Consider the following 24310-nt stretch of genomic DNA (forward strand, 5'->3'; position numbering starts at 1 on the left):
TGCCGATCGACAGGATGGTATTAACACGAACGATTACTCGTATTCAATTCGCGTTCGATACCGGCCGCAGATAGTTGAGTACGAGCCGGCTCATCTCGTCGAGGAACTGGTCGCGATCGATCGACGGTCGGTCGAGCACATAGCGCACGGTGAGATGTTCGACGGTGCGCACGAGAATCCACGCGGCGGTGTCCAGTGGTACGTCCGGTCGCAGTGTTTTCCGATGCAGCATCAGATATGCGGTGGTCAGCTCACCGATTCGCCGCTCGAAGGCGGCCAGCGTCCCGGCCGCCTCGAGCCGCGGAGTCCGTTCGACGACGGCGCGCAGGAAATCGGGGTGCACATCGAGCTCGTCCAGCAGTGCGGCGAGGGTCGTGCGGACGATGACGGGCGCGGGCTGATCGAGTTGGTCGAATACCCGTGCGCCGATGCGGGAGGCGAGTTCGTCGCTGAAGCGATCGATGACCGCCGACACGATGGCGTCCTTATTCGGAAAGTATTGGTACAGCGACCCGGGACTGATGCCGGCGGTCGCGGCGATCCGATTGGTCGAGACGCCCTCGTAGCCGTATTCGATCAGACAGCGCCGACCGGCGTCGATGATGCGTTCGACCATCGCCCGGGATCGCTCCTGGCGCGGGGTCTTTCGCTGCGGATGGCGGTGAGCGCCGGTCATCGCGGCCCGAATGCGAATTGAATGCGAGCGAAGACTCGTGTCAACATCCGTTCATGATCCCATACGATGCACCCGCGCGGGCCGCATACCCGCTGCGGTTCCGGCAGGCCGAGGCGCGCAACCGGCGCTTGGGAATTCCGTTGCGGCTCTTGGCTCGGCTCGACACGCCGGATCCGGCGTTGCTCGAACGGATCGGCGAGCGATTGCTGCACCGTGACGAACCCGCGGCCCGATTGGTCGCCGCGATGCGTATCCGGGATGGATCGGATCCGAACCGGGTCACCATGACTCAATTCCGGCAGGCGCTCGAGGCCGGGATCGAGACGCTCCCGGTTGTCCCGGAACCGCTGCAAGAATTCTTCGATCTCGTCGATCGGGTGCCCGAGTGGGTCGATTTCGAACTCCTCGACGAGGGCGCGGCGGTATATCGCCGATTCGGCGCCAACGCCGCGGATGTGCTGTTGCAGTTGGCATTGATCGGCTCGTATCGCTTCGGCGGACCGACCGATCTGCTGGTCGCCACGGGCGCGTTGACCGGCGGCACGACCATTCGGCGACTGGCCGAGACACAGGAGTGGGCGATCGCGATCGCGCGTCCGAATGCCATGCGCCGCAACGGTCGCGGATTCCAGCTGACCATTCATGTACGCGTCATGCATGCCCTCGTCAATCAGCGGTTCGAAACCAACGGACGATGGGACACCGCAATGTGGGGCCTGCCGGTGAACCAGTCCGACCAAGCCGCGACCCTGGGCTTGTTCAGCGGTGCGCTACTACTCGGCGTCCGCGCACTCGGAGTCCGGGTCACCCGAGGCGAATCCCGCGCCGTGATGCATCTGTGGAAGTACGTCGGCTGGCTCATCGGCGTGGACGAGGATTGGCTCTGCGACACCGAATCCGCCCAACACCGGCTCAACTACCACCATTTGATCACCCAGGGCGATATCAGCGCCGCGGGCCCACTGCTGGCCAACGCGGTCGTCGACGCCCAAACGGAGCTGCACTACGGCACTCATCCACATCTGAGCGGCCACTTCGCCCGCGAGCGTTTACTGAGCATGCTGGGCTACTTCCTACGCCGCCAAGGAATGCACGAACTACAACTCCCATACCGCCCACCCTGGGCCGCCGCCGCTACTATCGCCGCCAATATCGCTCGATACCAAACACTTTCGCGCTCAGGATTGGGCCGAGACCAACTGGAGCGCTGGGGAGAGCGCTCGACTCGGCGACTTCTGCGCCGCTATTTCAGTGACGACATCCCGGATGTCGGGCAGCTGCGGCTGTGAGCCACAGGTTCTCGAAATCGGTGACAAATGCGTTGTCTTGACCCTCTAGAGGCTCCAAGGTCCCGGGCGGCGATCTATAGCGATGCCGCCTGATCAGCTGGGAAACGGCTGTCGAGCCAAGCGCGCACCGACGCGACATCGCCGAAGCCCTGACGCCGCAGGGTTTCCACCACATCGCTGCCGCAGACCAAGGCGACGGGATGGCTATCTTCTCCCACGTCGTGATAGACCTGCTCGACGAAGTAGCTCAGCGTCACGAAAACGCCGAACTCTCGGCGCCGCAACCGGGAGGAGAGACGACTGACCTCCGTGACCGGCGCGTCCAAAGCGCCGGACACCGCCTCGAGGACGAAGCCAACCGGAATCTGGTCGCCCGGTGGACCTATCAGGTACTCGCCTTCCACATAGTGCCGGCCGAGCCGCTCTTCGCGCGCAACCGTATGAGGTCCCGTCTCCGGAGCCATCAGACGCCACACGGCGAGAGCAAAGTCCTCGAAGTCTTCCCTACCCTCGAAGTGGCGTCGGATCGCACGCAAGATGTCCTTACCGACCATATCCGTCGGAACCTGCTTGTCCGGCTTACGAACTGTATCCGTCGACGGCGCCACAAGCGCCCGATAGGTTCGACTCTCCACCCATTCCCGCCACGCCGGGGGGCACCCATCACTGAGGGTCGGTTTGCCCGCAAGAAGGCCTTCGATCCAGGTGTGCGATACCACAGGCGCGTCGAGTATTGTGAATCGGGCACAATAGTTTTGAAATCGTTGGCCATCTCTGCTCCACCACATGGCAGCCAGCTCATCGGAACTGGTCATCGCCTCCGCGCCCGGCGCGGCCAAGCCTCGAAATCGGACCAGCGACCCCTTCTTGCTGACGCGTTCGAAGTAGAAGAAGGGTGATACCAGTTGTCGATCCTGACCCGATCCCCGACCGTCTCGAAATGCATTTCGAAAGGCCAGATTACCGTTCAGATGGGTGTCGAGCAGATCCTTACCCGGCCTCTTGTTGTCACCGAAGTACGTCAGACGACCGGTCTGAGGATCCAGCTGATCCCGCCAATCTGGATCCTCGCCCGTCGAATACAAAACCACCAGCCGAACCGCGTTGTCGACCGCCGAACCTTTGAATCGGATACCGCCCTGAACTCCGACACCGAACAATTTGCTGATCGGGTCCAAACTTCGTCCATTGAGAGTCTTACCGGCATATATCCGATCCACATGGAGATCCGCAGTATCCAACTCATCGTATGGAACGGCGCTTTCGTTGTTCGACATGACCTCGCCCTGTATCTTGTTCCCGATTTATCACGGAGATGACCCTATGGCGTCAGCGCAAGCTGACCGCTCAGCCATTCTTCGACGTCGTCAGCATTGTTACATCCATGCGCACGCAAGGCATCCACCACGTCCTTACCGCAGATCACGACCACCGGATGATCGTTGGAACGAAGATATTTATACACATCTTCTTCGATCGAGGAAAGTGTCAGGAATACGCCGAAGTGACTGTTTCGAATCCGAGACGTCAGTTTATCCATATCCGCAAAATCGACACTGCGATCGGGCGGATAGCATCGCGCCTCGAGAATAAAATCCAGCTCGATCCGGGCATCCACCGGCCCGAGAGTCTGCTTCCCGAAGACTGACATATTCTGTCCGTAGCGAGCCAGCTCGATATCGCATTTACCGCTGGAAGGTGCAATCAATTTCCAGATGGCCACAGCGCATTGCAGAAATTCGACTTCCTTGTTATGGAAACGCTTCCTGATCGAACGCAGCATGTCCAGCTCGATCGGATCATCGGGGATCTGCTGAGCGACCGAACGAACACCGGGCACCGTTGATGCAAAGGCAGGGTTCCGGGAGAATTCGAAACTTTCAACCGTATTGGTTCCCCGCTGGTTCGGTTTGGGCAAGCCTTCGGAATTCAGCCTCTGGACCAGCATTCCATAAATAGTGGAGAGGTTCAGATATTCCCCTCCCCCGGGTATGCCATGCCGAATTATCTCAACCAGCGCATGAGTGAACGAAGTTCGACTGTTCGGCCGCTGCGGGCTGGGAACATGGGCGGCCTGCTCAGCAGCAGTCAACGTGTATGCGCCACTGATCTCCGTCATGTTGGCAATTTCGGACTCACCGCCAGCGAGGGCTTCGATCGCTTTGCCCGAATGACAGCAGTCAAGGATGACGATTTTCGCGCCGGCTCGACTACTTTTCAGGATCGGCCTCAACTTACGAAATTCGAGACCCGAGAATTCGATATCACTCCACTCGCTCTCACCCACCGCGAGGCAAAGCTCACCGATTTCGTCCAGCGCGCCATGGCCGACGAAGTACACCAGTAGTGTGTCCGTGGCCTCCAGAGCCAATTTGCGCAGCGGCTGCCCGATGTCGATCGGCTTGCGCGGATTCTCTATCAGGACAACGCATTCCTCGGGCCAACCACAGAGTTTCGGGTCGATCAGGATGCTCTTGATGGCTCGAACACTGTTCAGAGCGGCAGGTACGTCACGGAATGCCTCGTCGTCGTATTGGGATACACCGACGAGGAGAGCTCGCCGCCCGGACTGATCCCCCACTCGTTCTACCCTGCCTCGGAGCAGGTGAGCACACGGAGCAATTCCGGAAGATCCTTGGCCCGGTTGGTGTCTATCTCAAGGCTCTCCTCACCACGCTTGATCTTGATAATCGTCCGTGGCCGATTGCGGAACCACGCGGACAAGCTGGCCGCAAGCACCGAAACGGTCCCACCGGATCCTAACGAGACCGTAACGAGGTCCCAGGCGCCCCCCAACTCCTCCTCGGACGGCGTTCTGCGGGTCATTGCGACGCCGCTGGCCAGCTCGGATTCGCGCCGCAGCCACTGGCTCAGCGAGATCAGATCGTCGACCGGCTGATCCGAGTTGACCGTTATATCGAGTTGCATATTCCTTCTCCGCTGCGTTGTCCCCACGGTGACAGCGCTCCGCCATCGCACCCGAACCTCGTACGCGAGTAAGCCGGCGCGCTGGACACCATCTGGATGTCTACCACGTTCGAAACGTTCCCTCGTGGAAGACACGAAGGTCCAACGGGGAGACCATCTCTGGCCACAGTTCGAAGACCAGGACGGCCTTGACCTCAACCGCTCTCCAGGTCCTACCGTTGAGCTCATGACCTTCACCGAAGTCGAGCGCACCTACCTAGCCGGCCAGTCCCTGGCGCGCTTGGCCACAGTCAGCCCGTCCGGCAAGCCCCAGATCGTCCCCGTCGGCTTCCAACTGAACCCCGACGGCACCATCGACATCGGGGGACCCAATCCCGAGGCCGCGCGGTACCGCAATGTGCGGCAGAACCCGAATGTCAGTCTGGTGGTGGACGATATGACTCCCGACGATCCGAACGAGGTGAAGCCCGGGTGGGGGCGGGGGGTGGAGATCCGGGGTGTCGCGGAGGTGCTGACCGTCGAGACTCCGCCGGTGGCGCCGGAGTGGTTCTGCAAGGACATCATTCGGATTCGGCCGCGGCGGGTGCGGAGTTGGCATATCGATCGGGCCAATCCGGACGGGGAGGTCAGGGACTTCGAGTGATCGGGCTCGGGGTGGTTCCGGAGGGTGGTCATCCTCGAGGATGAAATCCACCCGGAGGTCGTGCCAACACTAGTGACCGGGGCGGCGGCGTGGGTGAGAGTAGTTGCAGCGGAACCACGTTGGAAGGATTCACCTTGTTATCGAATATCAGGCGCACGGTGGCACGGGTGGTCGTGGCGGGGGTCCTCGTGGCCGCTCCTCTCGGCGTGCTCGCCGTTTCGGCTCAGGCCGAGACGGTGAGCACACCGATCACCACCGAAATCACGCACCACAGTTGGAACAATCCGTGGGACCAGCCCGGCCTGTGGGACTGGAATCGCCATGACCAGCGGGGCGACTGCGATCCCTACGATCGCCGCCACCATCATCCGGGCCGGGGGTGGCAGCGGGTTGTCCCGCCGGGCTGGTTCGGCAGTAGCTGAACCGGCCAACCGGCGGCCCGGCGCTCCATCCCAAAGTAGGCGCCGGGCCGTTGGTCTCAGACGAAGTTCGCGTTGATTTCCTTGATCGAACCGGCCGGGACCTCGAAGCTCTCGGTGACCTCGGCGGTCTTCAGCTTGATGCCGAACAGGCCCGTATCGAGCCAGTAGTGGGCGTCCACGTGATCGCCGTTGGTGGTGACGGTGAGGTCGTGGATGGCCGTGATGATCCGGTACTGGGGGCCGAATTCCAGTTGCAGGCGCAGGTCGGCGCCCGTGAAACCGGTGGGGACGCCATTCTCGACACGATGGCAGTCGGGCGCGAAGGGGACGCTCGAAGCATTGTGCGAGAGCAGGGCGGCGATATAGGCGCGGGCGGCGGATTCTGCGGGCGAGACGTCGGCGTGGGCGGTACCCGGCACGACGGCGAGCCCGGCCAACGCCGCGATTGCGAGGGATTTGCGGATCATCCGCGTAGTTTAGACAAGCGACCACTTCTACGCGCATCGGTGATCCTACGGAATGAGACGGATCACGTCGGTCCGCACAACGGCCCGGCACCCCCTGGGTGCCGGGCCGTTGAAGGTCGAACCTCGTTGTGACGCAGATCCTTACGCGGTCTCGGTGATGGGCCGGTCGACCCAGCTCATCAGGTCGCGCAGCTTCTTGCCGGTGACCTCGATCGGGTGCTCGGCGTTGGCCTTGCGCAGCGACTCGAGTTCCTTGTTGCCGCCCTCGACGTTGGCGACCAGACGCTTGACGAAGGTGCCGTCCTGGATGTCGCGCAGGATGTCCTTCATGCGCTCCTTGGTGCCGGCGTCGATGACACGCGGGCCCGAGAGGTAGCCACCGAATTCGGCGGTGTCGGAGACCGAGTAGTTCATGCGCGCGATGCCGCCCTCGTACATCAGGTCGACGATCAGCTTGAGCTCGTGCAGGACCTCGAAGTAGGCCATCTCCGGCGCGTAACCGGCCTCGACCATGACCTCGAAACCGGTCTTGACCAGTTCCTCGGTGCCACCGCAGAGCACGGCCTGCTCACCGAACAGGTCGGTCTCGGTCTCCTCCTTGAAGGTGGTCTTGATGACGCCGGCGCGGGTGCCGCCGATGCCCTTCGCATAGGACAGCGCCAGGGCCTGGCCCTCACCCTTCGGGTCCTGGTCGATGGCGATCAGGGCGGGAACGCCCTTGCCGTCGACGAACTGGCGGCGGACCAGGTGACCCGGACCCTTCGGCGCGACCATGCCGATGGTGACGTTGGCCGGGGGCTTGATCAGGCCGAAGTGGATGTTGAGGCCGTGGCCGAAGAACAGCGCGTCGCCGTCGTTCAGGTTGGGCTCGATATCACCCGAGAAGATCGACGCTTGCGCGGTGTCGGGCGCGAGCAGCATGATGACGTCGGCCCATTCGGCGACCTCGGCGGGGGTGCCGACGGTGAGACCGGCCTCCTCGGCCTTCTCCCGCGACTTCGAGCCCTCCTTGAGGCCGACGCGGACCTCGACGCCGGAGTCGCGCAGGCTCAGCGAATGCGCGTGGCCCTGGGAGCCGTAGCCGATGACGGCGACCTTGCGCCCCTGGATGATCGACAGATCCGCATTGTCGTCGTAGAACATCTCGACTGCCACTGTTGTTGTGTCCCTTCTTATCTCGGTTTCTAAGATTTAGCGCGTCGCTGTGATCGACTTGGGGCCGCGGCCCACCGCGACGACGCCGGACTGCACGATCTCCCGGATACCGTACGGTTCCATCATCCGCAGCAGTGCGTCGAGCTTGGACCGGGTGCCGGTCGCCTCGATGGTGAGCGCGTCGGGCGAGACGTCGATGACCTTGGCGCGGAACAGGTTCACCGATTCGATCACCTGGGTGCGCACGCTGGCGTCGGCGCGCACCTTCACCAGGATCAGCTCGCGGGCCACCGAGGCGTCGGCGTCCTGCTCCACGATCTTGATGACGTTGACCAGCTTGTTGAGCTGCTTGGTGACCTGTTCGAGCGGCAGGTCGTCGACCGTCACGACGATGGTCATGCGCGAGATGTCCTTGAGCTCGGTGCCGCCGACCGCGAGCGATTCGATATTGAAACCGCGGCGGGAGAACAGGCTCGCCACGCGGGCCAGCACACCGGGCTTGTCCTCGACGAGCACGCTCAACGTGTGGGTTGTGCTCATTGCTGATTCCCCTTCTGGGAGACGCGATCCTGCGCGGCCAGCGACGCCTTCTCGTGCGACATCGCCTCGTGGATGACGGCGGGTTCGGAGGCCTGCTCGTCGTCGTCGAACAGCGGGCGGATGCCGCGGGCTGCCATGATCTCGTCGTTGGAGGTGCCGGCGGCGACCATCGGCCACACCTGGGCGTCCTTGCCGACGATGAAGTCGATCACCACGGGGCGGTCGTTGATCGACTGCGCCTCGCGGATCGCGGCCTCCACGTCCTCCTCCTTCTCGACCCGGATGCCATGGCAGCCAAGGGCTTCGGCCAGTTTCACGAAGTCGGGGATGCGCAGGGTGTGGGTGCCCAGATCGGTGTTGGAGTAGCGCTTCTCGTAGAACAGGGTCTGCCATTGGCGGACCATGCCCAGGTTGCCGTTGTTGATCAGCGCGACCTTGATCGGCACGCCCTCCACCGCGCAGGTGGCCAGCTCCTGATTGGTCATCTGGAAGCAGCCGTCGCCGTCGATGGCCCAGACCTCTTTATCGGGCGCGCCCATCTTGGCGCCCATGGCCGCGGGGACCGCGTAGCCCATGGTGCCCAGACCGCCGGAATTCAGCCAGGTGCGCGGCTTTTCGTACTTGATGAACTGCGCCGCCCACATCTGGTGCTGGCCGACGCCCGCACAGTAGATGGCGTCGGGGCCCGCCATCTGACCCAGCTTCTCGATGACGAATTCCGGCGACAGCGAGCCGTCGCTCGGCGGGGTCCAGCCCAGCGGGTAGCGGTCGCGGGCGTTGCCCAGATAGGTCCACCAGTCCGAAAGGTCCAGCAGCGGAGCGCCCTTCGCGGCCGGGTCGGCCTTGAGCGTCTCGATCAGCTCGGTGATGACCTCGCGGCAGTCGCCCACGATCGGCACATCCGCGTGGCGGTTCTTGCCGATCTCGGCCGGGTCGATATCGGCGTGGATCACCTTGGCGTTCGGGGCGAACGACTCCAGCTGGCCGGTGACGCGGTCGTCGAAGCGCGCGCCGAGGGTGATCAGCAGATCCGAACGCTGCAGTGCCGCAACGGCTCCCACGGTGCCGTGCATACCGGGCATGCCCATGTTGAGGTGGTGACTGTCGGGGAACGCACCGCGCGCCATCAGGGTGGTGACGACCGGAATGCCGGTCATCTCGGCCAGTTCCAGCAGTTCCTTGGACGCCTCGGCCTTGATCACGCCGCCGCCGACGTAGAGGACCGGGGACTTGGCCTCCATGATCATCCGGGCGGCCTCGCGGACCTGCTTACCGTGCGGCTTGGTCACCGGACGGTAGCCGGGCAGCCGCATCTCCGGCGGCCAGCTGAAGGTGGTCTGCGCCTGCAGCACATCCTTGGGGATATCGACCAGGACCGCGCCCGGGCGGCCGGTCGAGGCCAGGTGGAATGCCTCGGCGATCATGCGCGGGATGTCGATCGCGTCGTTGACCAGGAAGTTGTGCTTGGTGATCGGCATGGTGATGCCGGAGATGTCGGCCTCTTGGAAGGCGTCGGTGCCGATCAGGCCGCGGCCGACCTGACCGGTGATGGCCACCAGCGGAACCGAATCCATCTGCGCGTCGGCGATCGGGGTGACCAGATTCGTCGCGCCCGGGCCGGAAGTGGCCATGCACACACCGACCTTGCCGGTTGCCTGGGCGTAACCGGTCGCGGCGTGACCCGCGCCCTGCTCGTGCCGGACGAGGACGTGACGCACCTTGGTGGAATCGAAGAGCGGATCGTAGACCGGAAGAATCGCACCGCCCGGAATGCCGAAGACCGTATCGACGCCGAGTTCCTCGAGGGACCGGACGACCGACTGCGCGCCGGTGACCCGCTCCGGCGGGACCGGGCGGCGGTTCGAGGACGCGGCGGCAGCCGGGGGTGCCGACTGACTCGCCGAGGGCGCAGGCCTGCGGGCCGAGGGCCCGGGGCGGGCGGTAGGTGCGCTCACCGTCTTTTCCTTACTGCTTGATGTTCCAGTTCACAGAACTTGCCTGAACACAAAAAAGCCCCCGACAGCCAGTGGCTGATCGAGGGTGGCGCGTCGCAGCTGCGAGCTTGACGTAGTCGACTGTGTCGTCAGGCTCAGCGCTGGACGCGCCGGCCGATTACGAGAAGCTCGATTCGATTCACGCGGACGACGGTAAGTGCGCGAGAACCGATTCGTCAAATATTTTGACATTTGGGTCCCATCATGTGAGACGGGGCGGTTTCAGGGGTATGTCTACCGTGATGCGAGGATGGATGTATGCCATCGCCGCATCGGTCCGTGCCACCAGCTCGATCGTCCCATACGACCAACATGGGATCGGATACGGGTCGGGTGATCAGGATCCCCCGGCTCGGTCATCTCGGGGTGTTCGTCCTGCTGTTCTGTGTCGCCTTCGCCTTCTTCGGATGGCCGCAGGTGCTGTGGGTGTTGTTCGTGATTCCGATCGTGGCGGCGGTATGGGTCGAGCGGATCCGGACCACGGTGTCCGACGGCGGCCTCGAGCTGCGGAGCATGTTCGGCTCGCGCCATGTGGACTGGGAGCAGATCAAGGGTTTCCGCATCCCCAAGCGGGGTTTCGTGCGGGCACATCTGACCGACGACTCCGAGGTGGCGCTGCCCGCGGTGGGATACGACCGGCTGCGGACGCTGATCGACGCCTCGAACGGCCGCATCCCTGACCTGTTCACCGAGGCCGAGCGAGCCGCCGACGAAAAGGCGGAGGCCGAGCGAGCCGCCGAGGAGAAGGCCGCAGCCGACAAGGCGACCGAGCCCGAAAAGCCCCCCGCCGAGACCGAAGCCGAATAGCCGCACCCTCTCCCGCGCTTCGCACCCCGTGTGGGCGCCTGGAACGGGTGCGAAGCATCGGAAAGGGTGCGGAGGTTTCGTCCACGGCAGGTCCCGGTGGTGCCGCACAGCCGCACTCTTTGCCGCGCCTCGCACCCCTTGTGGGCGTCCATACGGGGTGCGGAGTGCGGGAAAGGGTGCGAGGGGGTGGGGGTGGGGACCGGTAGGGTGGGGTGGGGGCAGCTGCCGGGAACAATTGCGGTGGTTGCGACGCTTACCTCGTTACCGCGAGTTCACTCCCCTGGCCGCGAGCCGCCTACCGGCGCATTCGCCGTCCTTCAGCGGGAGTACCGTTGATAAGCCGCCAAGATCTTGCGCGCGGTCGCCGACCGGCCCCGCCGTCGAGATGTTCGGCACACGTCGCCTACCAGCCCGGGCGATCCGGCCGACGGCTCCAGCCGACCACACCGAGGGAACGTACCCATGCCACCGCTTCGTTCACGCACCACGACCGCCGGACGCAATGCCGCGGGCGCCCGCGCTCTCTGGCGGGCCACCGGACTCACCGATTCCGATTTCGGCAAACCGATTGTCGCCATTGCGAACTCCTATACGCAGTTCGTCCCGGGGCATGTGCATCTGAAGGACGTCGGCGAGATCGTGGCCCAGGCGGTGCGTGCCGCGGGTGGTGTGCCGCGCGAATTCCACACCATCGCCGTCGACGACGGTATCGCGATGGGTCACGGCGGCATGCTCTACTCGCTGCCCAGCCGGGAGATCATCGCCGATTCGGTGGAGTACATGGCCAACGCGCATACCGCCGACGCGCTGGTGTGCATCTCCAACTGCGACAAGATCACCCCGGGCATGCTGAACGCCGCGATGCGGCTCAACATCCCGGCCGTATTCGTCTCCGGTGGCCCGATGGAGGCCGGTAAGGCGGTCGTGGTCGGCGGTGTGGCGCAGGCGCCGACGGATCTGATCACCGCTATCTCGGCCAGCGCGTCGAGTCAGGTCTCCGATGAGGGCCTGTCCGAGGTCGAGCGCAGCGCGTGCCCGACCTGTGGTTCGTGTTCGGGCATGTTCACCGCGAATTCGATGAACTGCCTCACCGAGGCTCTCGGCCTGGCGCTGCCGGGCAACGGCTCCACCCTGGCCACCCACGCCGCGCGCCGGGCGCTGTTCGAGCGGGCGGGCACTGCGATCGTGGATATCGCGAATCGCTGGTACCGCGACGACGATGCCTCGGTGCTGCCGCGAAATGTCGCGAACGAGAAGGCCTTCCGCAATGCGATGGCGCTGGACGTGGCGATGGGCGGCTCCACCAACACCGTGCTGCACACCCTCGCCGCGGCGCAGGAGGGTGAGATCGACTTCTCCCTCGAGACCATCGATGAGATCTCCCGGCGCGTGCCGTGTCTGGCGAAGGTCTCGCCGAACTCCGACTATCACATGGAGGATGTGCACCGCGCCGGTGGCATCCCGGCCATCCTCGGCGAATTGCGCCGGGCGGGCCTGCTGGAGACCGATGTCAGCACGGTGCATACGCGCGATTTCGACGAATGGCTCGACACCTGGGATATCCGCTCCGGCAAGGCCTCCGACGAGGCGACCGAGCTGTTCCATGCCGCGCCGGGCGGGGTGCGCACGACCGAGCCGTTCTCGACCGAGAATCGGTGGTCGTCGCTGGACACCGACGCCGAGAAGGGCTGCATCCGCGATCTCGAGCATGCGTACACCGTCGAGGGCGGGCTGTGCGTGCTGCGCGGGAACATCGCTCCGGACGGGGCGATCCTGAAGACCGCGGGTATCGATGAGGACCTGTTCACCTTCGAGGGCCCGGCCGTGGTGGTCGAGTCGCAGGAGGAGGCGGTGTCGAAGATCCTCGGCAAGGAGATCAAGGCGGGCGATGTGATCGTGGTCCGCTACGAGGGTCCCTCCGGCGGGCCGGGTATGCAGGAGATGTTGCACCCCACCGCATTCCTGAAGGGCGCGGGCCTGGGCAAGGTGTGCGCGCTGATCACCGACGGCCGCTTCTCCGGCGGCACCTCGGGCCTGTCGATCGGCCACATCTCCCCCGAGGCGGCCAGCGGCGGCACCATCGGCCTGATCGAGAACGGTGATCGCATTCGGGTGGATGTGCCTACTCGGGCACTCGAATTGCTGGTTCCCGATGCGGTTCTCGCCGAGCGGCGGGCGAAAATGGAAGCGTCCGAACGGCCTTGGCAGCCGGCGCATCGGGATCGGCAGGTGACCACCGCACTTCGTGCGTATGCCGCCCTGGCGACATCGGCGGACAAGGGCGCGGTTCGTCGAGTGCCCTGAACGCCGTGAAACTCGAAGGCCGGAATCCGCAAGGGATTCCGGCCTTCGTCATTCCCGGACTCACCGAAGAGGGTGCGGCCGTGGGAACTTCAGCTGAAGAAACCCGTGAACGGGTTGCCGCCATGTAGGTAGATCCACGAGCCCGCGGCGGCGAGCAGCGCGAGGATCAGGACGGCGAGCGAACCCCAGGCCGGGCGGACCGCCCAGCCGCGGTTGCGGTCGAAGGACAGGCGGCCCGGGCCGGTAAGTATGAGCACCGCGGCGAGGGCCATCAGGATGGACTCCAATTCGACTGTCTTGTATTGGAATCCGGGAGCCATACCTTGTTTCCAGAGCCAAGCGTCGGTGATCGAGGCCAGGACCGCGCCGGCGGCCAGCGGGGTGGCCAGGCCGAGCAGGATCAGCACGCCGCCGCCGACCTCGGCGACGGTGAGCATGGCACTGGACAGCTCGCCGTGCTTCCATCCGCCCTGCGTGAGCATATCGCGGGTGCCGTCCAGGCCGGGACCGTGGAACCAGCCGGCCAGCTTCTGCAGACCGTGATAGAGGAATGTGAGACCGACGACCAAACGTAACACCAGCAGGCCCAGATCCGTTGTGCCCCGCTGATATTCGCCACGCCGACGCAATCGCGCGGTATCGCCCGAGGCGGTCGGGGCCGGCGGAATGGTGGCGAAGGCGTAGGTGGGCGCGGGCGCGGCGCTCGGCTCGCCCACCGCGGGCACCTCGGGCTCGAGGCCGAGGTCATCGTCGGTGCGCGGCACGGGCTTGGTCGGCTGCACGACGGGCAGCTCCCCGGTGGGATTGTCATAGGGGCTGGTGGCCGTCTGACTGGAGGACCCCGCGTTGGCGCCTTCCGGTGTTTCGTTCGGCTTGTCGGTCACGAGGTCAGAGTATGACGCTGCGGGCGCGAACGTGCCGCGTGGCGACGGCGTGTCCGATAAGGGCGGACACCGGAGCCGGAGTGTCCCCTCCACCATGACAATTCGATCCGGGCTGCCGGAAATTCCTGCCATAGATCGGACTCTCGAGCTGCGGATGCTCGATCACCCTACGATGTCGGAGTGACGATCACTCGGCATCATCTCGACCATCAGAGCCGCCGTCGCACATACACAATGGTGCGGGCCGAATCCGGCCTCGCGCCCGGTGCGGCGCTGCTCATAATTCTGCACGGCACCTTACAAAGCGGAGAATCCCTTCGCACTGGCTATATCGGTGGATCGTTCGACGCGATGGTCGCTACCGGCAGGGTTGTCGTCGTCTATCCCGACGCGGTCCGACGCGAATGGAACGGTGCCCGCAAGGCCGTGATGTTCTGGCGGGGAGCGAAAGACATCGACGATGTGGGGTTTCTCCGGGCGCTGGTCGACGAGTTGGTCGCCCGCTGCGATATCGATCCACACCGGGTATTCGTCATGGGCTTCAGCCTCGGCGGACAGATGGCGATCCGACTGATCCACGACGCTCCCGGCATCGCGGCCGGAGCCGCCATCATCAGCGCCAATCTGCCCGCGCCGGACAACCTTTCCTGCCAGGGCGCGACACCTACTCCGTTGCCACTGATGCTCGTGCACGGCACCGCGGACCCGCTCGCCCCCTATCTCGGCGGCATCATGAGCGGCCCCAAGGGGGTATTTCCCAAGGGCGAACACCTCTCGGCCGAGGAAACCGCCGCCTACTTCGCGGCGAGCAACGGGATCACCTCCGATCCCACCACGGCTTGGCTGTACGGAGCCCCGGCCGAAACCGGCAGCGTCCGCTTGACCCGCTACCAGCGGCCGGGCTGCCCCTCGGTGCACCTGTACAGCGTGGTCGGCGGCGGGCATCAGATACCCGGCACCCCCGCCGTCTGGCCCCGGCTGTTCGGCCCCTCCCCCAGCCGAATGTCCACGGCCGATACGGTGAACGACTTCTTCGGAATGCTCCCGGCGAAAAGCATGCCGGGACCAGAGTGAGAGCGACACGGGACCAGAGTGAGAGCGCCACGGGGACCAGAGTGAGAGCGCATGCCGGGACCAGAGTAAGAGCGGCATCCCGGGACCAGAGTGAGAGCGATACGGGATCAGAGTGAGAGCGACATGCCGGGACCGGAGTGGGAGCGAACCGGGACCGGGGCAGGAGAGCTGCGGACGGTAACGTCTGAAGCATGAATCTGGTTGCCGCCGGGCGCGTCGTGTCGGTCGTCGCCGTTACCGCCGGTCTGGTGACCGGTTGTGCGAGCTTCGATGATTCTGCGTCCAAACCGTTCACGCCTGCGCCGACCATTCAGCCCGAGGGCATGGGCCCGACCTCCGCGCCGAAGACTCCGCCGTCGGTCGCGCCGCGGCCGACCGGGCCGTGTATCGATCCCGATCCGCTGGTGGTCGCGACGTGTCTGGATACCACCGGCGGGTTGACGGTATTGCCGGATGGGCAGCAGGGGCTGGTGACCGAGCGGGTGAGCGGGCGGATTCTGCGGGTGGCCGTTGTCACGCCGGATCAGCCGCAGACGGCGCCCGTCGAGGTGGCGCGGGTGGATGTGGATGCCTCCGGCGACGGCGGGCTCAGCGATGTGACGCTGTCGCCGAGCTACACCGAGGACGGGCTGATCTACGCGTATGTCACCACGGCCAGCGACAATCGGGTGGTGCGGATCGGTGCGGGCGGCGCGCCGAAACCGATTCTGACCGGAATCCCCAAGGGCCCCACCGGTAATCACGGGGCCATCGACTTCGTCTCACCGACACAGATGATGGTGCTGACCGGGGACGCCGGAAATCCGGGCGCCGCCGCGGATCGCGGATCGCTGGCGGGCAAGCTGCTGCGCATCGACAATCCCGCACCCGGCAACGCCAATCCGCAGGTGGTGGCCTCCGGAGTGGGTGTCGCCGGTGGGGTGTGCCCGGATCACAAGGACAGCATCTGGTTCACCGATCGCACCGCCACCGAGGACCGGCTGCAGCGCGTCGGCCCCGACGGAACCGTGACCACCGCGTGGACCTGGCCGGATCATCCGGGTGTCGCCGGCTGCGCGGCGGCCGTCGACGGGGTGGCGATCGCCATGAACAATGCGAAGGGTCTCGCCTTCGCCGACGCCGATCCCACCACCCATGCCGTGACCACCGCGCCCGCTATGGCGGTGCAGGACAAGTACGGCGCTCTCAACGGCGCCTCGCTGGGGCCGGATGGTTTCGTCTGGGTCGGCACCACCAACAAGCAGGGCGGTAAGCCCGGCCCGTTCGACGACCGCGTGGTGCGCATCCCGCCGCCGAAGGGCGGGGCGGCCGGCGCACCGGATTAAGCCGGAAATGCATTGCGGCGCATCGGATTACACCGATGCGCCGCATACTCGGCTCGAATCAGGCGACGCCGCAGGCCGCCAGGACCAATTCCCGGACTCGGGCGGCATCGGCCTGGCCGCGGGTGGCCTTCATGACGTCGCCGACGATCTTGCCGGCGGCCTGAATCTTGCCGGAGCGGATCTTGTCGGCGATATCGGGATTGGCGGCCAGCGCCTTGTCGACCTCGGACTGCAGGGCCGAATCGTCGGAGACCATGCCCAGGCCCTTGGCCTCGACGACCCGCGCCGGATCGCCCTCGCCCGCGAGGACGAAGTCGACGACCTGGCGGGCCACCTTGCTGTTGACGGTCTTGGCGTCGACCAGCGCGACGACCTCGGCGACCTGCTTGGGCGTAATGGGGAGCTCGTCGAGGGAAACCTCACGCTCCTTGGCCTTTTCGGTGAGGTAGTTGACCCACCAGGAGCGGGCTGCGTCGACGGAGGTGCCCGCGTCGACCGTGGCGATGATCAGATCGAGGGCGCCCGCGTTGACCAGATCGCGGAAGACCTCGTCGGACAGAGCCCATTCGGCCTGGATACGCGCGCGTCGCAGCCACGGGTATTCCGGAATCGTGCCGCGCAGTTCCTCGACCCAGGCCGCGTCCGGCGCGATCGGCTCGAGGTCCGGCTCCGGGAAGTAGCGGTAATCCTCGGCGGACTCCTTGATGCGACCGGCCGAGGTGCTGCCGTCGGTCTCGTGGAAGTGCCTGGTCTCCATCACCACAATGCCGCCGGTAGTGAGCACCGCGGCCTGGCGGCGCATCTCGTAGCGCACCGCGACCTCGATGCTGCGCAGCGAGTTGACGTTCTTGGTCTCGGTGCGGGTGCCGAACTGCTTGGCGCCCTTGGGCATCAGCGAGACGTTGGCGTCGCAGCGCAGCGAGCCCTGTTCCATCTTGACATCGGAGACCTCGAGCGACTTGAGCAGATCGCGCAGCGCGGTCACATACGCGCGGGCCACCTCGGGCGCGCGCTCGCCCGCACCGGTGACCGGCTTGGTGACGATCTCGATCAACGGCACGCCCGCGCGGTTGTAATCGAGCAGCGAGTGGCTGGCGCCGTGGATGCGACCGGTCGATCCGCCCACGTGCGTGGACTTACCGGTGTCCTCTTCCATATGGGCGCGCTCGATCTCGACCCGGAAGATGCTGCCGTCGTCGAGTTGTACGTCGAGGTGGCCGTTCTGGGCGATCGGCTCGTCGTACTGGCTGATCTGGTAGTTCTTCGGCTGGTCCGGGTAGAAGTAGTTCTTGCGCGCGAACCGGCCCCACGGGGTGATCGAGCAGTTGAGCGCGAGGCCGATGCGGATGGCCGACTCCACGCCCTGCTGGTTCACCACGGGCAGTGCGCCGGGCAGGCCCAGACATACCGGGCATACCTGGGTGTTGGGCTCGGCGCCGAACGTGGTGGGGCAGCCGCAGAACATCTTGGTCCGCGTGCCGAGTTCGACGTGCACCTCCAGGCCGAGCACCGGCTCGTACCGGTCGATGACATCGGCATAGTCCATCAAGTCCACGGTGGGCGCGCTCATAGCGGTAAGTCTATGTTTCCGCTCCGACGCCTTTCGCGGACGGTCCCGGTGCTAGTCCCCGCGGGCGAAGCGGGCCGCGGCCTGGATGGCGTGCTTATCGATCTGCAGGTCGGGGTTGCGCTCCTGAGCCTCCTGGAAGGCGAGGATCACATCGAGGTAGGAGTTGCGGTAGGCGCAGGTGATCAACTCCTGGCGTAGATAGTCGTCGAGCGACAGCTCGGCGGCCCGGGCTCGCTTGCTCATGGTGTCGACGACATCCACGGGCAGATCACGGATCGCGAAGTCGGCCATGCGGCAACAGTAGTCAGCCGGGCCCGATGGGGCCAGCGACGATGCCGATCCGCACAGCATCTTCACAGCGCCCTTGCCCGGACTTCGTCCGGGCAAGGGACCAGGGGAATAGGAGTGGGCCCGGGTCAGTCGGCGGCGATGGCCTCGACGATGGGCATGCGGGCTGCCCGGAGGGCTGGGGGGATCGAGCCGAGTAGGGCTAGGAGTAGGGCGCCCAGGGCGTAGAGGAATAGGGTTGGGCCCGCGTGGTAGGTGACGTCGATGCTGGTGGCGTTGCCGATGGCTATGGTGGCGAGATAGTGGACGGCCGCACCGACTCCCAGGCCCAGGGCCGCGCCGACTACGCCGATGCCGGCCGCCTCGGCCAGGACCGTGCGGAGCAGGAAGCGGCGGCTGGTGCCCATGGCTCGGAGGACGCCCAGTTCGCGACGACGTTCCAGGACCGACAGCATCAGGGTGTTGAGTAGGGCGACCGTCGAGACCAGCACCACGATCCACAGGATCGAACCGCTCAGAGCCGACCCCTGTTTCACGCCGCCGGAGATTGCGGCCACGGCGTCGCGGCCGAGGTCGACGTGGAGATCGGGCGGGACGACCACGCGCAGGGCGGACAGCACCGCGGGACGATCGGCGCCGCGGGCGAAGTCGGCGGAGAGGATGGTCTCGCCGGGACGCTGATACCACTGGCGCATTATGTCGAGATTGAGCACCACGACTCCGGAGATCGCCGAGAAGTACGGAATGACCTGCAGCACTTCGGTTTTCTTGATGCCGGTCGGTGTGGGAAGCGTCAGCGTCGAGCCCTCGTGCACGCCCTGGGCGCGGGCGACATCGCGCGAGATCACCACGCCTTCGCCGCGCACCAACCGCTCGCGCACCCGCTGATCGAGCCGGACCGGATAGGCATCGGTGTCGTCCGGATAGCCCTGCAGCATCACCCGGCCGCCGCCCAGGGTGGCGAAGGCCATCTGCGCGCTGCCCACCCGGGCCACGCCGGGGACAGCGGCGACCTTATCGCGCAGATCCGCGGGCAGGATGGGCCCGGTCGGGAACTCCGCCCACGAGGTCGGGCTGATGTAGATGTCGGAGCGGCCCAGGCTGTCGAAGCTGGCCCCGGCGGAGTCGGCCAGATTCTTCGAGGCACTGCCCATCGCGACGACGGCGGTGATGCCGATCATCACGGTCATGGCCGTCGCCCACACCCGCCGCGGCGACCGTTCGACGGTCGTCGCGCCCAGGGCGCCCGGCGCGCCGAATACCCGCGCGACCGCCGCGACGGCCCGCACGATCGGGGTGGTGAGCGCGAAACACAGCAGCACCGCCCCGGTGATCGAAATCGTGATCGACCCAATGGAATAGCGGCCCACATCGGCGCGCGCCAGGACGACGGCCCCGATGACCAGCGCCCCGCCCAGCGCGACCGAACCCCAGCGCAGCAGCGGACTCACCGCATCCGCGCGCGATACCCCGACCGGCGCGAGCGCCTCGATCGGCGCGACCTTGTAGACCTGCCGGGCCGCGATCGCCGCCGCCGCCACGCTGGCCACGACGCAGGCCGCGACCGCGACCGGGATCGCATAGTCCGGCACGATGTATTCCGGCCGCGCGTCCACCGACTGCACGATCGCCGAGGGCAGCGCGCCGATCGCGTGGCGCCCCATGATCATTCCGAACAGCGCGCCGACGAGCCCACCGATCAGCCCCAGCAGCGAGGCCTCGACGAGCAGATCCCGCACCATGAACCGGCGCCGTCCGCCGATCGCGCGCAGCAGCGACAGCACCGGACGTCGTTGCGCCACCGCCATACTCATCGCGTTGTAGATGAGGAAGCCCGAAACGATCAGGGCCGCGGCCGAAGCCATGATGGTCGAGTACCGCACGAGCATCACCGCGCCACCGGCCTGGGCGGTGCGCAGGCTCGGATCGGCGACCACGGCCCGGCCGTCCACCGCGGCGGTGAGAGCCGAACGCAGCTGTGCCACATCGGCATTCGCCGCGGGAACGATCTCGATGGAGTCCAGTTGCCCGGTGCGCCCGGCCAATTGCTGGGCCACCGGCAGCGGGGCGATCACGATATGGCCCTGGTTCAGGCGTTTCGAGACGGCGTCGTCGAGGACGGCGGCGACGGTGACCGTATTCGCGCCGATCCGGAACTGCTCGCCCTCGCGATGTCCCATCGCCGCACCGACCAGGACGCCGTGCGGCACCGACAGCAGCCGCGCGGCCTGGTTACGCAGCGGCCCGCCCAGATCGCTGCCGAGCGCCGCGACACTGGCGTCCGCGCCGACCAGCAGCGCGCGATCATCGTCCGCGCCGATGCGGGCCCGCAGCATCGGGACGGCGGCGGCCACCCCGGGCACGGCCCGAATCGGCTGCAGCAGCTGCTGATCGAAGCCCGCATCGGTGATGCCGCTGACCTCGAGCGCGGCCTTGCCGCCGAGGCTGTGGGTCAGGCGATCCACCGAGCCGGTGATCGATTCGGAGATGCTGATGGTCGCCACCAGCAACCCGGCCGAGACGGCCATCACGATGAGCGACAACAGTGTTCGGCCGCGATGGGCCAGCAGCTCGCCGATGTTGAACAGCCGCAGGCGATCCCAGGCCGCGATCACGCGCGCACCGCCACCGCACGGTCCGCGGACGCGGCCCCATTGCGGCGCGCGCTCGCATGCTCACCGGCGGCGATCGACCCGATTCGCCCGTCCCGCAACGTGATCACCCGATCGCAGTAGTGCGCGGCGCCCATGTCGTGGGTCACCATCACGACCGAATTCCCGGCGCTCGTGATGTCGCCGAGCAGCGCCAGGATCGCCGCGCCCGTCCTGGAATCGAGATTGCCCGTGGGCTCGTCGGCCAGGATCAGCGGCGGATCCATGATCAGTGCCCGCGCCACCGCCACCCGCTGCATCTGCCCGCCGGACAGTTCGGCGGGCCGATGCTCGGCCCGCTCGCTCAGTCCGACCAGATCCAGCAGCTCCAGCGCCCGCGGCTTGGCCTTGCGTAATCCGGTGCCGTCCAGCAGTTTCGGGATGGCCACATTCTCCCAGGCAGACAGCGTCGGCAACAGATTGAAGAACTGGAAGACGAAACCCACGCGGTGCCGCCGGAATTCGGATTGGCGATCGTCGTCGAGTCCGCCGATCTCCTCACCGCGGAAGGCGATGGAGCCGGAGTCCGGGGAGTCCAGCGCGCCGAGCAGATGCAGCAGCGTGCTCTTACCGGATCCGGACGGGCCGATGATCGCGGTGAACTCCCCCGCCTCGATGCGCAGATCGATACCGTCCAGCGCGCGCACGCGCTGGCCGCCCACTCGGTACTCCTTGACGACGTCGGTCAGCTCCAACACGATGGTTTCCACCCTTCCTGGTCGTGTGATCAATGAGTCAGCACGCGGCGGTCATACCAGCGGCGCACATCCTGGGAATCGAGCACCGCGCGCAGCGCCGGCTGTTCGGCGGCCAGTTCCCGATAGGCCTCGTCCTCGGATCGACCCTCCAGCAGAGCCTGATCGAGCTTGGCGTTCAGATGGTTGTCCCATTGGTATTGCAGGGCGGCCAGAACGCCCTCGGGTCCGCCGAACAGCCGGTCGCTTTCCGGAAGATCGTGCAGCAGCGCCGGATCGGCCGGATCGGCGGCCGCCCGGGTGAGCACCTCGTGCAGGATTTCGGTACGGGCGTGCAAGTTGTGCCACGACATCGGTCCCTCCTACTCCGTCGGGTGCCCGGTTCACGTCGACGGGCACTGTGGCTCACACGCTACGGAGACGGCAGCGGGGAATCGTCGTGCTCGGGACGAGACTTGCGCTCCTACCGGGGTAGGAGCGGCGCCCCGCTCGCGGGATGATGTCCCCGCCCGAATCGGGTGGTTAGCCTTGGTCCATGGAGGTGCTCAGGGCAGTCGTGTACGTCGCCTGCGCCGGACTGCTGATCGTGGCGGCCTGGCAGGTGGCGACGGGCTGGCGGTTCGCCCGCCAGCGGGCGATCGACTTCTGGCGCGATCCGCGCGGCACCTTCCATCGGCATCTCGAGGAGTTGCCGTTCGACTATCCGCCGTCGGTGATCCTGACCGCCGATCTGGCCCTGTGGATCGCCGCCATGACCGCGGTCCTCCAGCGGCATGATTTCCTCTCGACCTCCGTGCCGCTGATCTCCCTGTTCGTGGTGACCTTCGCATTTCCACTGCTCACGATCTTCGGGGTGTCGCCGCGCCCGGTGGCGCTGTGCGTGGTCGGCTTGATCGCCCAGGGCTTGTTCCTGTTGCAGCCGGTGCCGCTGGATGTCTCGCCCTTCGTGCTCGTGGTCGTGGCGGGCGAGGTCGCGGCGATCGCGCCGAAGCGGATCAGCCTGCCATTCACCGCCGCGGCGATCGGCGAGCTGCTGGTCTTCCATTTCGCGGGCCCGTATATCGACTCGCTGCCGAACTACATCGTCGGCGTCATCCTCGGCACGCTGGTCGGGCTCATGATGCAGTACCAGCGGATGTATCTGGGCCAGGAGCGGGAGAATCAGGAGATTCTCGCCGGGCAGGCCGCTGACGACGAACGCCGCCGGATCGCCCGCGAGGTGCACGACGTGATCGCGCATTCGCTGAGCATCACCCTGCTGCATCTCACCGCGGCCCGCCACGCCCTCGAGACCGACCGCGATGTCGACGAGGCGGTCGATGCGCTGGTCGACGCCGAACGGCTCGGGCGCCAGGCCATGGCCGATATCCGGCATACCGTCGGACTGCTCGATCAACGACCGACGAGGATGACCCCGGAGCCGAGCCTCGACGATATCGAGTCGCTGGTGGCGGATTTCGTGCGCGCGGGCCTGTCGGTGGAGTACGCCTTGACCGGCGATACCGAGTGGGTCTCGGCGACAACGGGTTTGGCGCTGTTCCGGATCAGCCAGGAATCGCTGGCCAATATCGCCAAACATGCGCACGGCGCCCGGGTCGATCTGGGCATCGCGGTGACCGAGACCGAAGTCACCGTCTCCGTGCGCAATACGCTGCCGGGCGGCACACCGGCGAAGCGCGGTCGAGGTATGGGCATCAGCGGGATGCGCCAGCGGGTCGAGCTGCTGGGCGGCACGCTGAGCGCCGGTCCCGACGATGACTGCTGGCAGGTGCGGGGCCGGATACCGATCACCACCGCGAAGCCCGGCTTCGGTTGCGGGAGCACCATTCCGGAGGACTCGCTGCGCCTGGTGCGCGAGGCCGTCACATCGCTGACCCGAAAACTGCAGGAGGGTATGTGAGTTCGCCGATCACCCCGGCCATCGAGGAGGACGCCGTCACCGTCCTGGTCGTCGACGATCAAGAACTGGTGCGCGGCGGGCTGCGCCGGATCCTGCGGCGGCGCGACGGATTCCTGATCGCCGAATGCGCCGACGGCGACGAGGTGCCCGCCGCGATCGCCGCGCAGCGCCCGGATGTCGTGCTGATGGATCTGCGGATGAAGCGGGTCGGCGGCATCGACGCCACCCGGATCCTGCGCGGCCGCGAGGACGCGCCACCGGTGCTCGTGCTGACCACCTTCGACGACGATCAGCTCCTGTCGGGCGCGCTGCGGGCGGGGGCGACCGGATTCATCCTGAAGGACTCCCCCGCCGAGGATTTGATCCGTGCGGTGCGCACGGTCGCCGCCGGCGGATCGTGGCTCGACCCCTCGGTAACCGGGCGAGTGCTGTCTGCCTACCGGTCGGTTCTCCCGATCCCCACCCGGGCCCGATCGCGGCTGGACGAGCTGACCGCGCGCGAGTTCGAGGTGCTGAAGCTGATCGGTCGCGGGCGTGTCAACGGAGAAATCGCCAAGGAACTCGGAATCTCCGAGGTAACCGTAAAAAGCCACGTAGGACACATATTCGGGAAGCTCGGGTTGCGAGATCGTGCCGCAGCGATAGTGTTCGCGTTTGACCAGGGCGTGGTCGCACCCGGAGAATCGGCACCCTAGAGG

At 66.0% G+C, this 24310-nt stretch carries 23 protein-coding genes; 9 read left to right on the forward strand and 14 right to left on the reverse strand.

From position 1 onward, the window contains the following. Window positions 1–43: 43 nt before the first annotated feature. The gene (locus ACIA76_RS19090) at window positions 44–616 is read right to left on the reverse strand and encodes a TetR/AcrR family transcriptional regulator (protein WP_397153151.1); all 573 of its coding nucleotides are present in this window, start codon (window positions 614–616) and stop codon (window positions 44–46) included. 113 nt (window positions 617–729) lie between these two features. On the opposite strand from ACIA76_RS19090, the gene ACIA76_RS19095 reads away from it, so the two are divergent. Further along, entirely contained in the window at window positions 730–1965 is a 1236-nt protein-coding gene (locus tag ACIA76_RS19095; RefSeq protein ID WP_397153152.1) for an oxygenase MpaB family protein, read from the forward strand. A gap of 74 nt (window positions 1966–2039) precedes the next feature. Here ACIA76_RS19095 and ACIA76_RS19100 read toward each other — a convergent pair whose 3' ends face one another. Genes ACIA76_RS19100 through ACIA76_RS19110 form a run of 3 tightly spaced genes read right to left on the reverse strand, consistent with a single transcriptional unit; the run spans window position 2040 to window position 4893 of the window. Next, a complete protein-coding gene (locus tag ACIA76_RS19100; RefSeq protein ID WP_397153153.1) occupies window positions 2040–3242 on the reverse strand; it encodes a restriction endonuclease in 1203 nt (400 codons plus the stop codon). A 44-nt stretch (window positions 3243–3286) separates the two neighbouring features. Beyond that, window positions 3287–4546: a caspase family protein gene (locus ACIA76_RS19105; RefSeq protein WP_397153154.1), complete on the reverse strand. Its 1260-nt coding sequence runs from the start codon at window positions 4544–4546 to the stop codon at window positions 3287–3289. Between the two features lie 5 nt (window positions 4547–4551). Next, entirely contained in the window at window positions 4552–4893 is a 342-nt protein-coding gene (locus tag ACIA76_RS19110) for a hypothetical protein (RefSeq protein WP_397153155.1), read from the reverse strand. A gap of 226 nt (window positions 4894–5119) precedes the next feature. On the opposite strand from ACIA76_RS19110, the gene ACIA76_RS19115 reads away from it, so the two are divergent. Then, window positions 5120–5536: a PPOX class F420-dependent oxidoreductase gene (locus ACIA76_RS19115; protein ID WP_397153156.1), complete on the forward strand. Its 417-nt coding sequence runs from the start codon at window positions 5120–5122 to the stop codon at window positions 5534–5536. 134 nt (window positions 5537–5670) lie between these two features. Further along, window positions 5671–5958 carry a hypothetical protein gene (locus ACIA76_RS19120; RefSeq protein WP_397153157.1) on the forward strand — a complete coding sequence of 96 codons (288 nt, stop codon included), beginning with the start codon at window positions 5671–5673 and terminating at the stop codon, window positions 5956–5958. A gap of 56 nt (window positions 5959–6014) precedes the next feature. Here ACIA76_RS19120 and ACIA76_RS19125 read toward each other — a convergent pair whose 3' ends face one another. The 4 genes from ACIA76_RS19125 to ACIA76_RS19140 form a co-directional block, all read right to left on the reverse strand. Continuing rightward, window positions 6015–6425 (reverse strand): hypothetical protein, encoded by a 411-nt coding sequence (locus ACIA76_RS19125; protein WP_397153158.1) that lies wholly within the window; start codon window positions 6423–6425, stop codon window positions 6015–6017. Between the two features lie 141 nt (window positions 6426–6566). Further along, window positions 6567–7568: a ketol-acid reductoisomerase gene (gene ilvC, locus ACIA76_RS19130; protein ID WP_397153490.1), complete on the reverse strand. Its 1002-nt coding sequence runs from the start codon at window positions 7566–7568 to the stop codon at window positions 6567–6569. A gap of 48 nt (window positions 7569–7616) precedes the next feature. Then, window positions 7617–8120: an acetolactate synthase small subunit gene (gene ilvN / locus ACIA76_RS19135; RefSeq protein WP_397153159.1), complete on the reverse strand. Its 504-nt coding sequence runs from the start codon at window positions 8118–8120 to the stop codon at window positions 7617–7619. After that, window positions 8117–10075 carry an acetolactate synthase large subunit gene (locus ACIA76_RS19140; RefSeq protein ID WP_397153160.1) on the reverse strand — a complete coding sequence of 653 codons (1959 nt, stop codon included), beginning with the start codon at window positions 10073–10075 and terminating at the stop codon, window positions 8117–8119. The genes ilvN and ACIA76_RS19140 overlap by 4 nt, the downstream gene beginning before the upstream one ends. Before the next feature lie 372 nt (window positions 10076–10447). Between ACIA76_RS19140 and ACIA76_RS19145 the strand changes: the two genes are divergently transcribed. Continuing rightward, window positions 10448–10921, forward strand: coding sequence for a PH domain-containing protein (locus ACIA76_RS19145; protein WP_397153161.1), 474 nt, complete (start codon window positions 10448–10450; stop codon window positions 10919–10921). A 462-nt stretch (window positions 10922–11383) separates the two neighbouring features. Beyond that, window positions 11384–13225 (forward strand): dihydroxy-acid dehydratase, encoded by a 1842-nt coding sequence (ilvD, locus tag ACIA76_RS19150; RefSeq protein WP_397153162.1) that lies wholly within the window; start codon window positions 11384–11386, stop codon window positions 13223–13225. Between the two features lie 89 nt (window positions 13226–13314). Here the strand turns inward: ilvD and ACIA76_RS19155 are convergent, their stop codons facing one another. Continuing rightward, window positions 13315–14109 (reverse strand): DoxX family protein, encoded by a 795-nt coding sequence (locus tag ACIA76_RS19155; protein ID WP_397153163.1) that lies wholly within the window; start codon window positions 14107–14109, stop codon window positions 13315–13317. 180 nt (window positions 14110–14289) lie between these two features. On the opposite strand from ACIA76_RS19155, the gene ACIA76_RS19160 reads away from it, so the two are divergent. Both ACIA76_RS19160 and ACIA76_RS19165 read left to right on the forward strand, forming a co-directional pair. After that, complete coding sequence (locus ACIA76_RS19160) at window positions 14290–15183, forward strand: alpha/beta hydrolase family esterase (RefSeq protein ID WP_397153164.1); 894 nt, start codon at window positions 14290–14292, stop codon at window positions 15181–15183. Between the two features lie 191 nt (window positions 15184–15374). Continuing rightward, window positions 15375–16508, forward strand: coding sequence for a PQQ-dependent sugar dehydrogenase (locus tag ACIA76_RS19165; RefSeq protein WP_397153165.1), 1134 nt, complete (start codon window positions 15375–15377; stop codon window positions 16506–16508). Between the two features lie 58 nt (window positions 16509–16566). On the opposite strand, the gene gatB is transcribed toward ACIA76_RS19165, so the two are convergent. The 5 genes from gatB to ACIA76_RS19190 form a co-directional block, all read right to left on the reverse strand. Beyond that, complete coding sequence (gene gatB / locus ACIA76_RS19170) at window positions 16567–18078, reverse strand: Asp-tRNA(Asn)/Glu-tRNA(Gln) amidotransferase subunit GatB (protein ID WP_397153166.1); 1512 nt, start codon at window positions 18076–18078, stop codon at window positions 16567–16569. Window positions 18079–18129: 51 nt separating this feature from the next. Next, on the reverse strand, window positions 18130–18369 hold the full coding sequence (locus ACIA76_RS19175; RefSeq protein ID WP_397153167.1) for a hypothetical protein: 240 nt from the start codon (window positions 18367–18369) through the stop codon (window positions 18130–18132). 125 nt (window positions 18370–18494) lie between these two features. Continuing rightward, complete coding sequence (locus tag ACIA76_RS19180; protein ID WP_397153168.1) at window positions 18495–20981, reverse strand: ABC transporter permease; 2487 nt, start codon at window positions 20979–20981, stop codon at window positions 18495–18497. Continuing rightward, window positions 20978–21727, reverse strand: coding sequence for an ABC transporter ATP-binding protein (locus tag ACIA76_RS19185; RefSeq protein WP_397153169.1), 750 nt, complete (start codon window positions 21725–21727; stop codon window positions 20978–20980). Before ACIA76_RS19185 ends, ACIA76_RS19180 begins: the two co-directional genes overlap by 4 nt. Before the next feature lie 17 nt (window positions 21728–21744). Continuing rightward, a complete protein-coding gene (locus tag ACIA76_RS19190; protein WP_397153170.1) occupies window positions 21745–22065 on the reverse strand; it encodes a hypothetical protein in 321 nt (106 codons plus the stop codon). 182 nt (window positions 22066–22247) lie between these two features. On the opposite strand from ACIA76_RS19190, the gene ACIA76_RS19195 reads away from it, so the two are divergent. Together ACIA76_RS19195 and ACIA76_RS19200 are read left to right on the forward strand one after the other, a co-directional pair. Beyond that, window positions 22248–23612 (forward strand): sensor histidine kinase, encoded by a 1365-nt coding sequence (locus ACIA76_RS19195; RefSeq protein ID WP_397153171.1) that lies wholly within the window; start codon window positions 22248–22250, stop codon window positions 23610–23612. Next, complete coding sequence (locus ACIA76_RS19200) at window positions 23609–24307, forward strand: response regulator (protein WP_397153172.1); 699 nt, start codon at window positions 23609–23611, stop codon at window positions 24305–24307. The genes ACIA76_RS19195 and ACIA76_RS19200 overlap by 4 nt, the downstream gene beginning before the upstream one ends. The last annotated feature ends 3 nt before the right edge of the window (window positions 24308–24310 follow it).

It is taken from the genome of Nocardia sp. NPDC051570, assembly GCF_044454005.1.
In the GTDB taxonomy this organism is placed as follows: domain Bacteria; phylum Actinomycetota; class Actinomycetes; order Mycobacteriales; family Mycobacteriaceae; genus Nocardia.

Bases quoted from the DNA above. Each gene is read 5' to 3' on its own strand.
- ACIA76_RS19090 (WP_397153151.1), bottom strand. From the start codon at position 616: ATGGTCGAACGCATCATCGACGCCGGTCGGCGCTGTCTGATCGAATAC.
- ACIA76_RS19095 (WP_397153152.1), top strand. From the start codon at position 730: ATGATCCCATACGATGCACCCGCGCGGGCCGCATACCCGCTGCGGTTC.
- ACIA76_RS19100 (WP_397153153.1), bottom strand. From the start codon at position 3,242: ATGTCGAACAACGAAAGCGCCGTTCCATACGATGAGTTGGATACTGCG.
- ACIA76_RS19110 (WP_397153155.1), bottom strand. From the start codon at position 4,893: ATGCAACTCGATATAACGGTCAACTCGGATCAGCCGGTCGACGATCTG.
- ACIA76_RS19115 (WP_397153156.1), top strand. From the start codon at position 5,120: ATGACCTTCACCGAAGTCGAGCGCACCTACCTAGCCGGCCAGTCCCTG.
- ACIA76_RS19125 (WP_397153158.1), bottom strand. From the start codon at position 6,425: ATGATCCGCAAATCCCTCGCAATCGCGGCGTTGGCCGGGCTCGCCGTC.
- ilvC (WP_397153490.1), bottom strand. From the start codon at position 7,568: ATGTTCTACGACGACAATGCGGATCTGTCGATCATCCAGGGGCGCAAG.
- ilvN (WP_397153159.1), bottom strand. From the start codon at position 8,120: ATGAGCACAACCCACACGTTGAGCGTGCTCGTCGAGGACAAGCCCGGT.
- ilvD (WP_397153162.1), top strand. From the start codon at position 11,384: ATGCCACCGCTTCGTTCACGCACCACGACCGCCGGACGCAATGCCGCG.
- ACIA76_RS19165 (WP_397153165.1), top strand. From the start codon at position 15,375: ATGAATCTGGTTGCCGCCGGGCGCGTCGTGTCGGTCGTCGCCGTTACC.
- gatB (WP_397153166.1), bottom strand. From the start codon at position 18,078: ATGAGCGCGCCCACCGTGGACTTGATGGACTATGCCGATGTCATCGAC.
- ACIA76_RS19175 (WP_397153167.1), bottom strand. From the start codon at position 18,369: ATGGCCGACTTCGCGATCCGTGATCTGCCCGTGGATGTCGTCGACACC.
- ACIA76_RS19190 (WP_397153170.1), bottom strand. From the start codon at position 22,065: ATGTCGTGGCACAACTTGCACGCCCGTACCGAAATCCTGCACGAGGTG.
- ACIA76_RS19195 (WP_397153171.1), top strand. From the start codon at position 22,248: ATGGAGGTGCTCAGGGCAGTCGTGTACGTCGCCTGCGCCGGACTGCTG.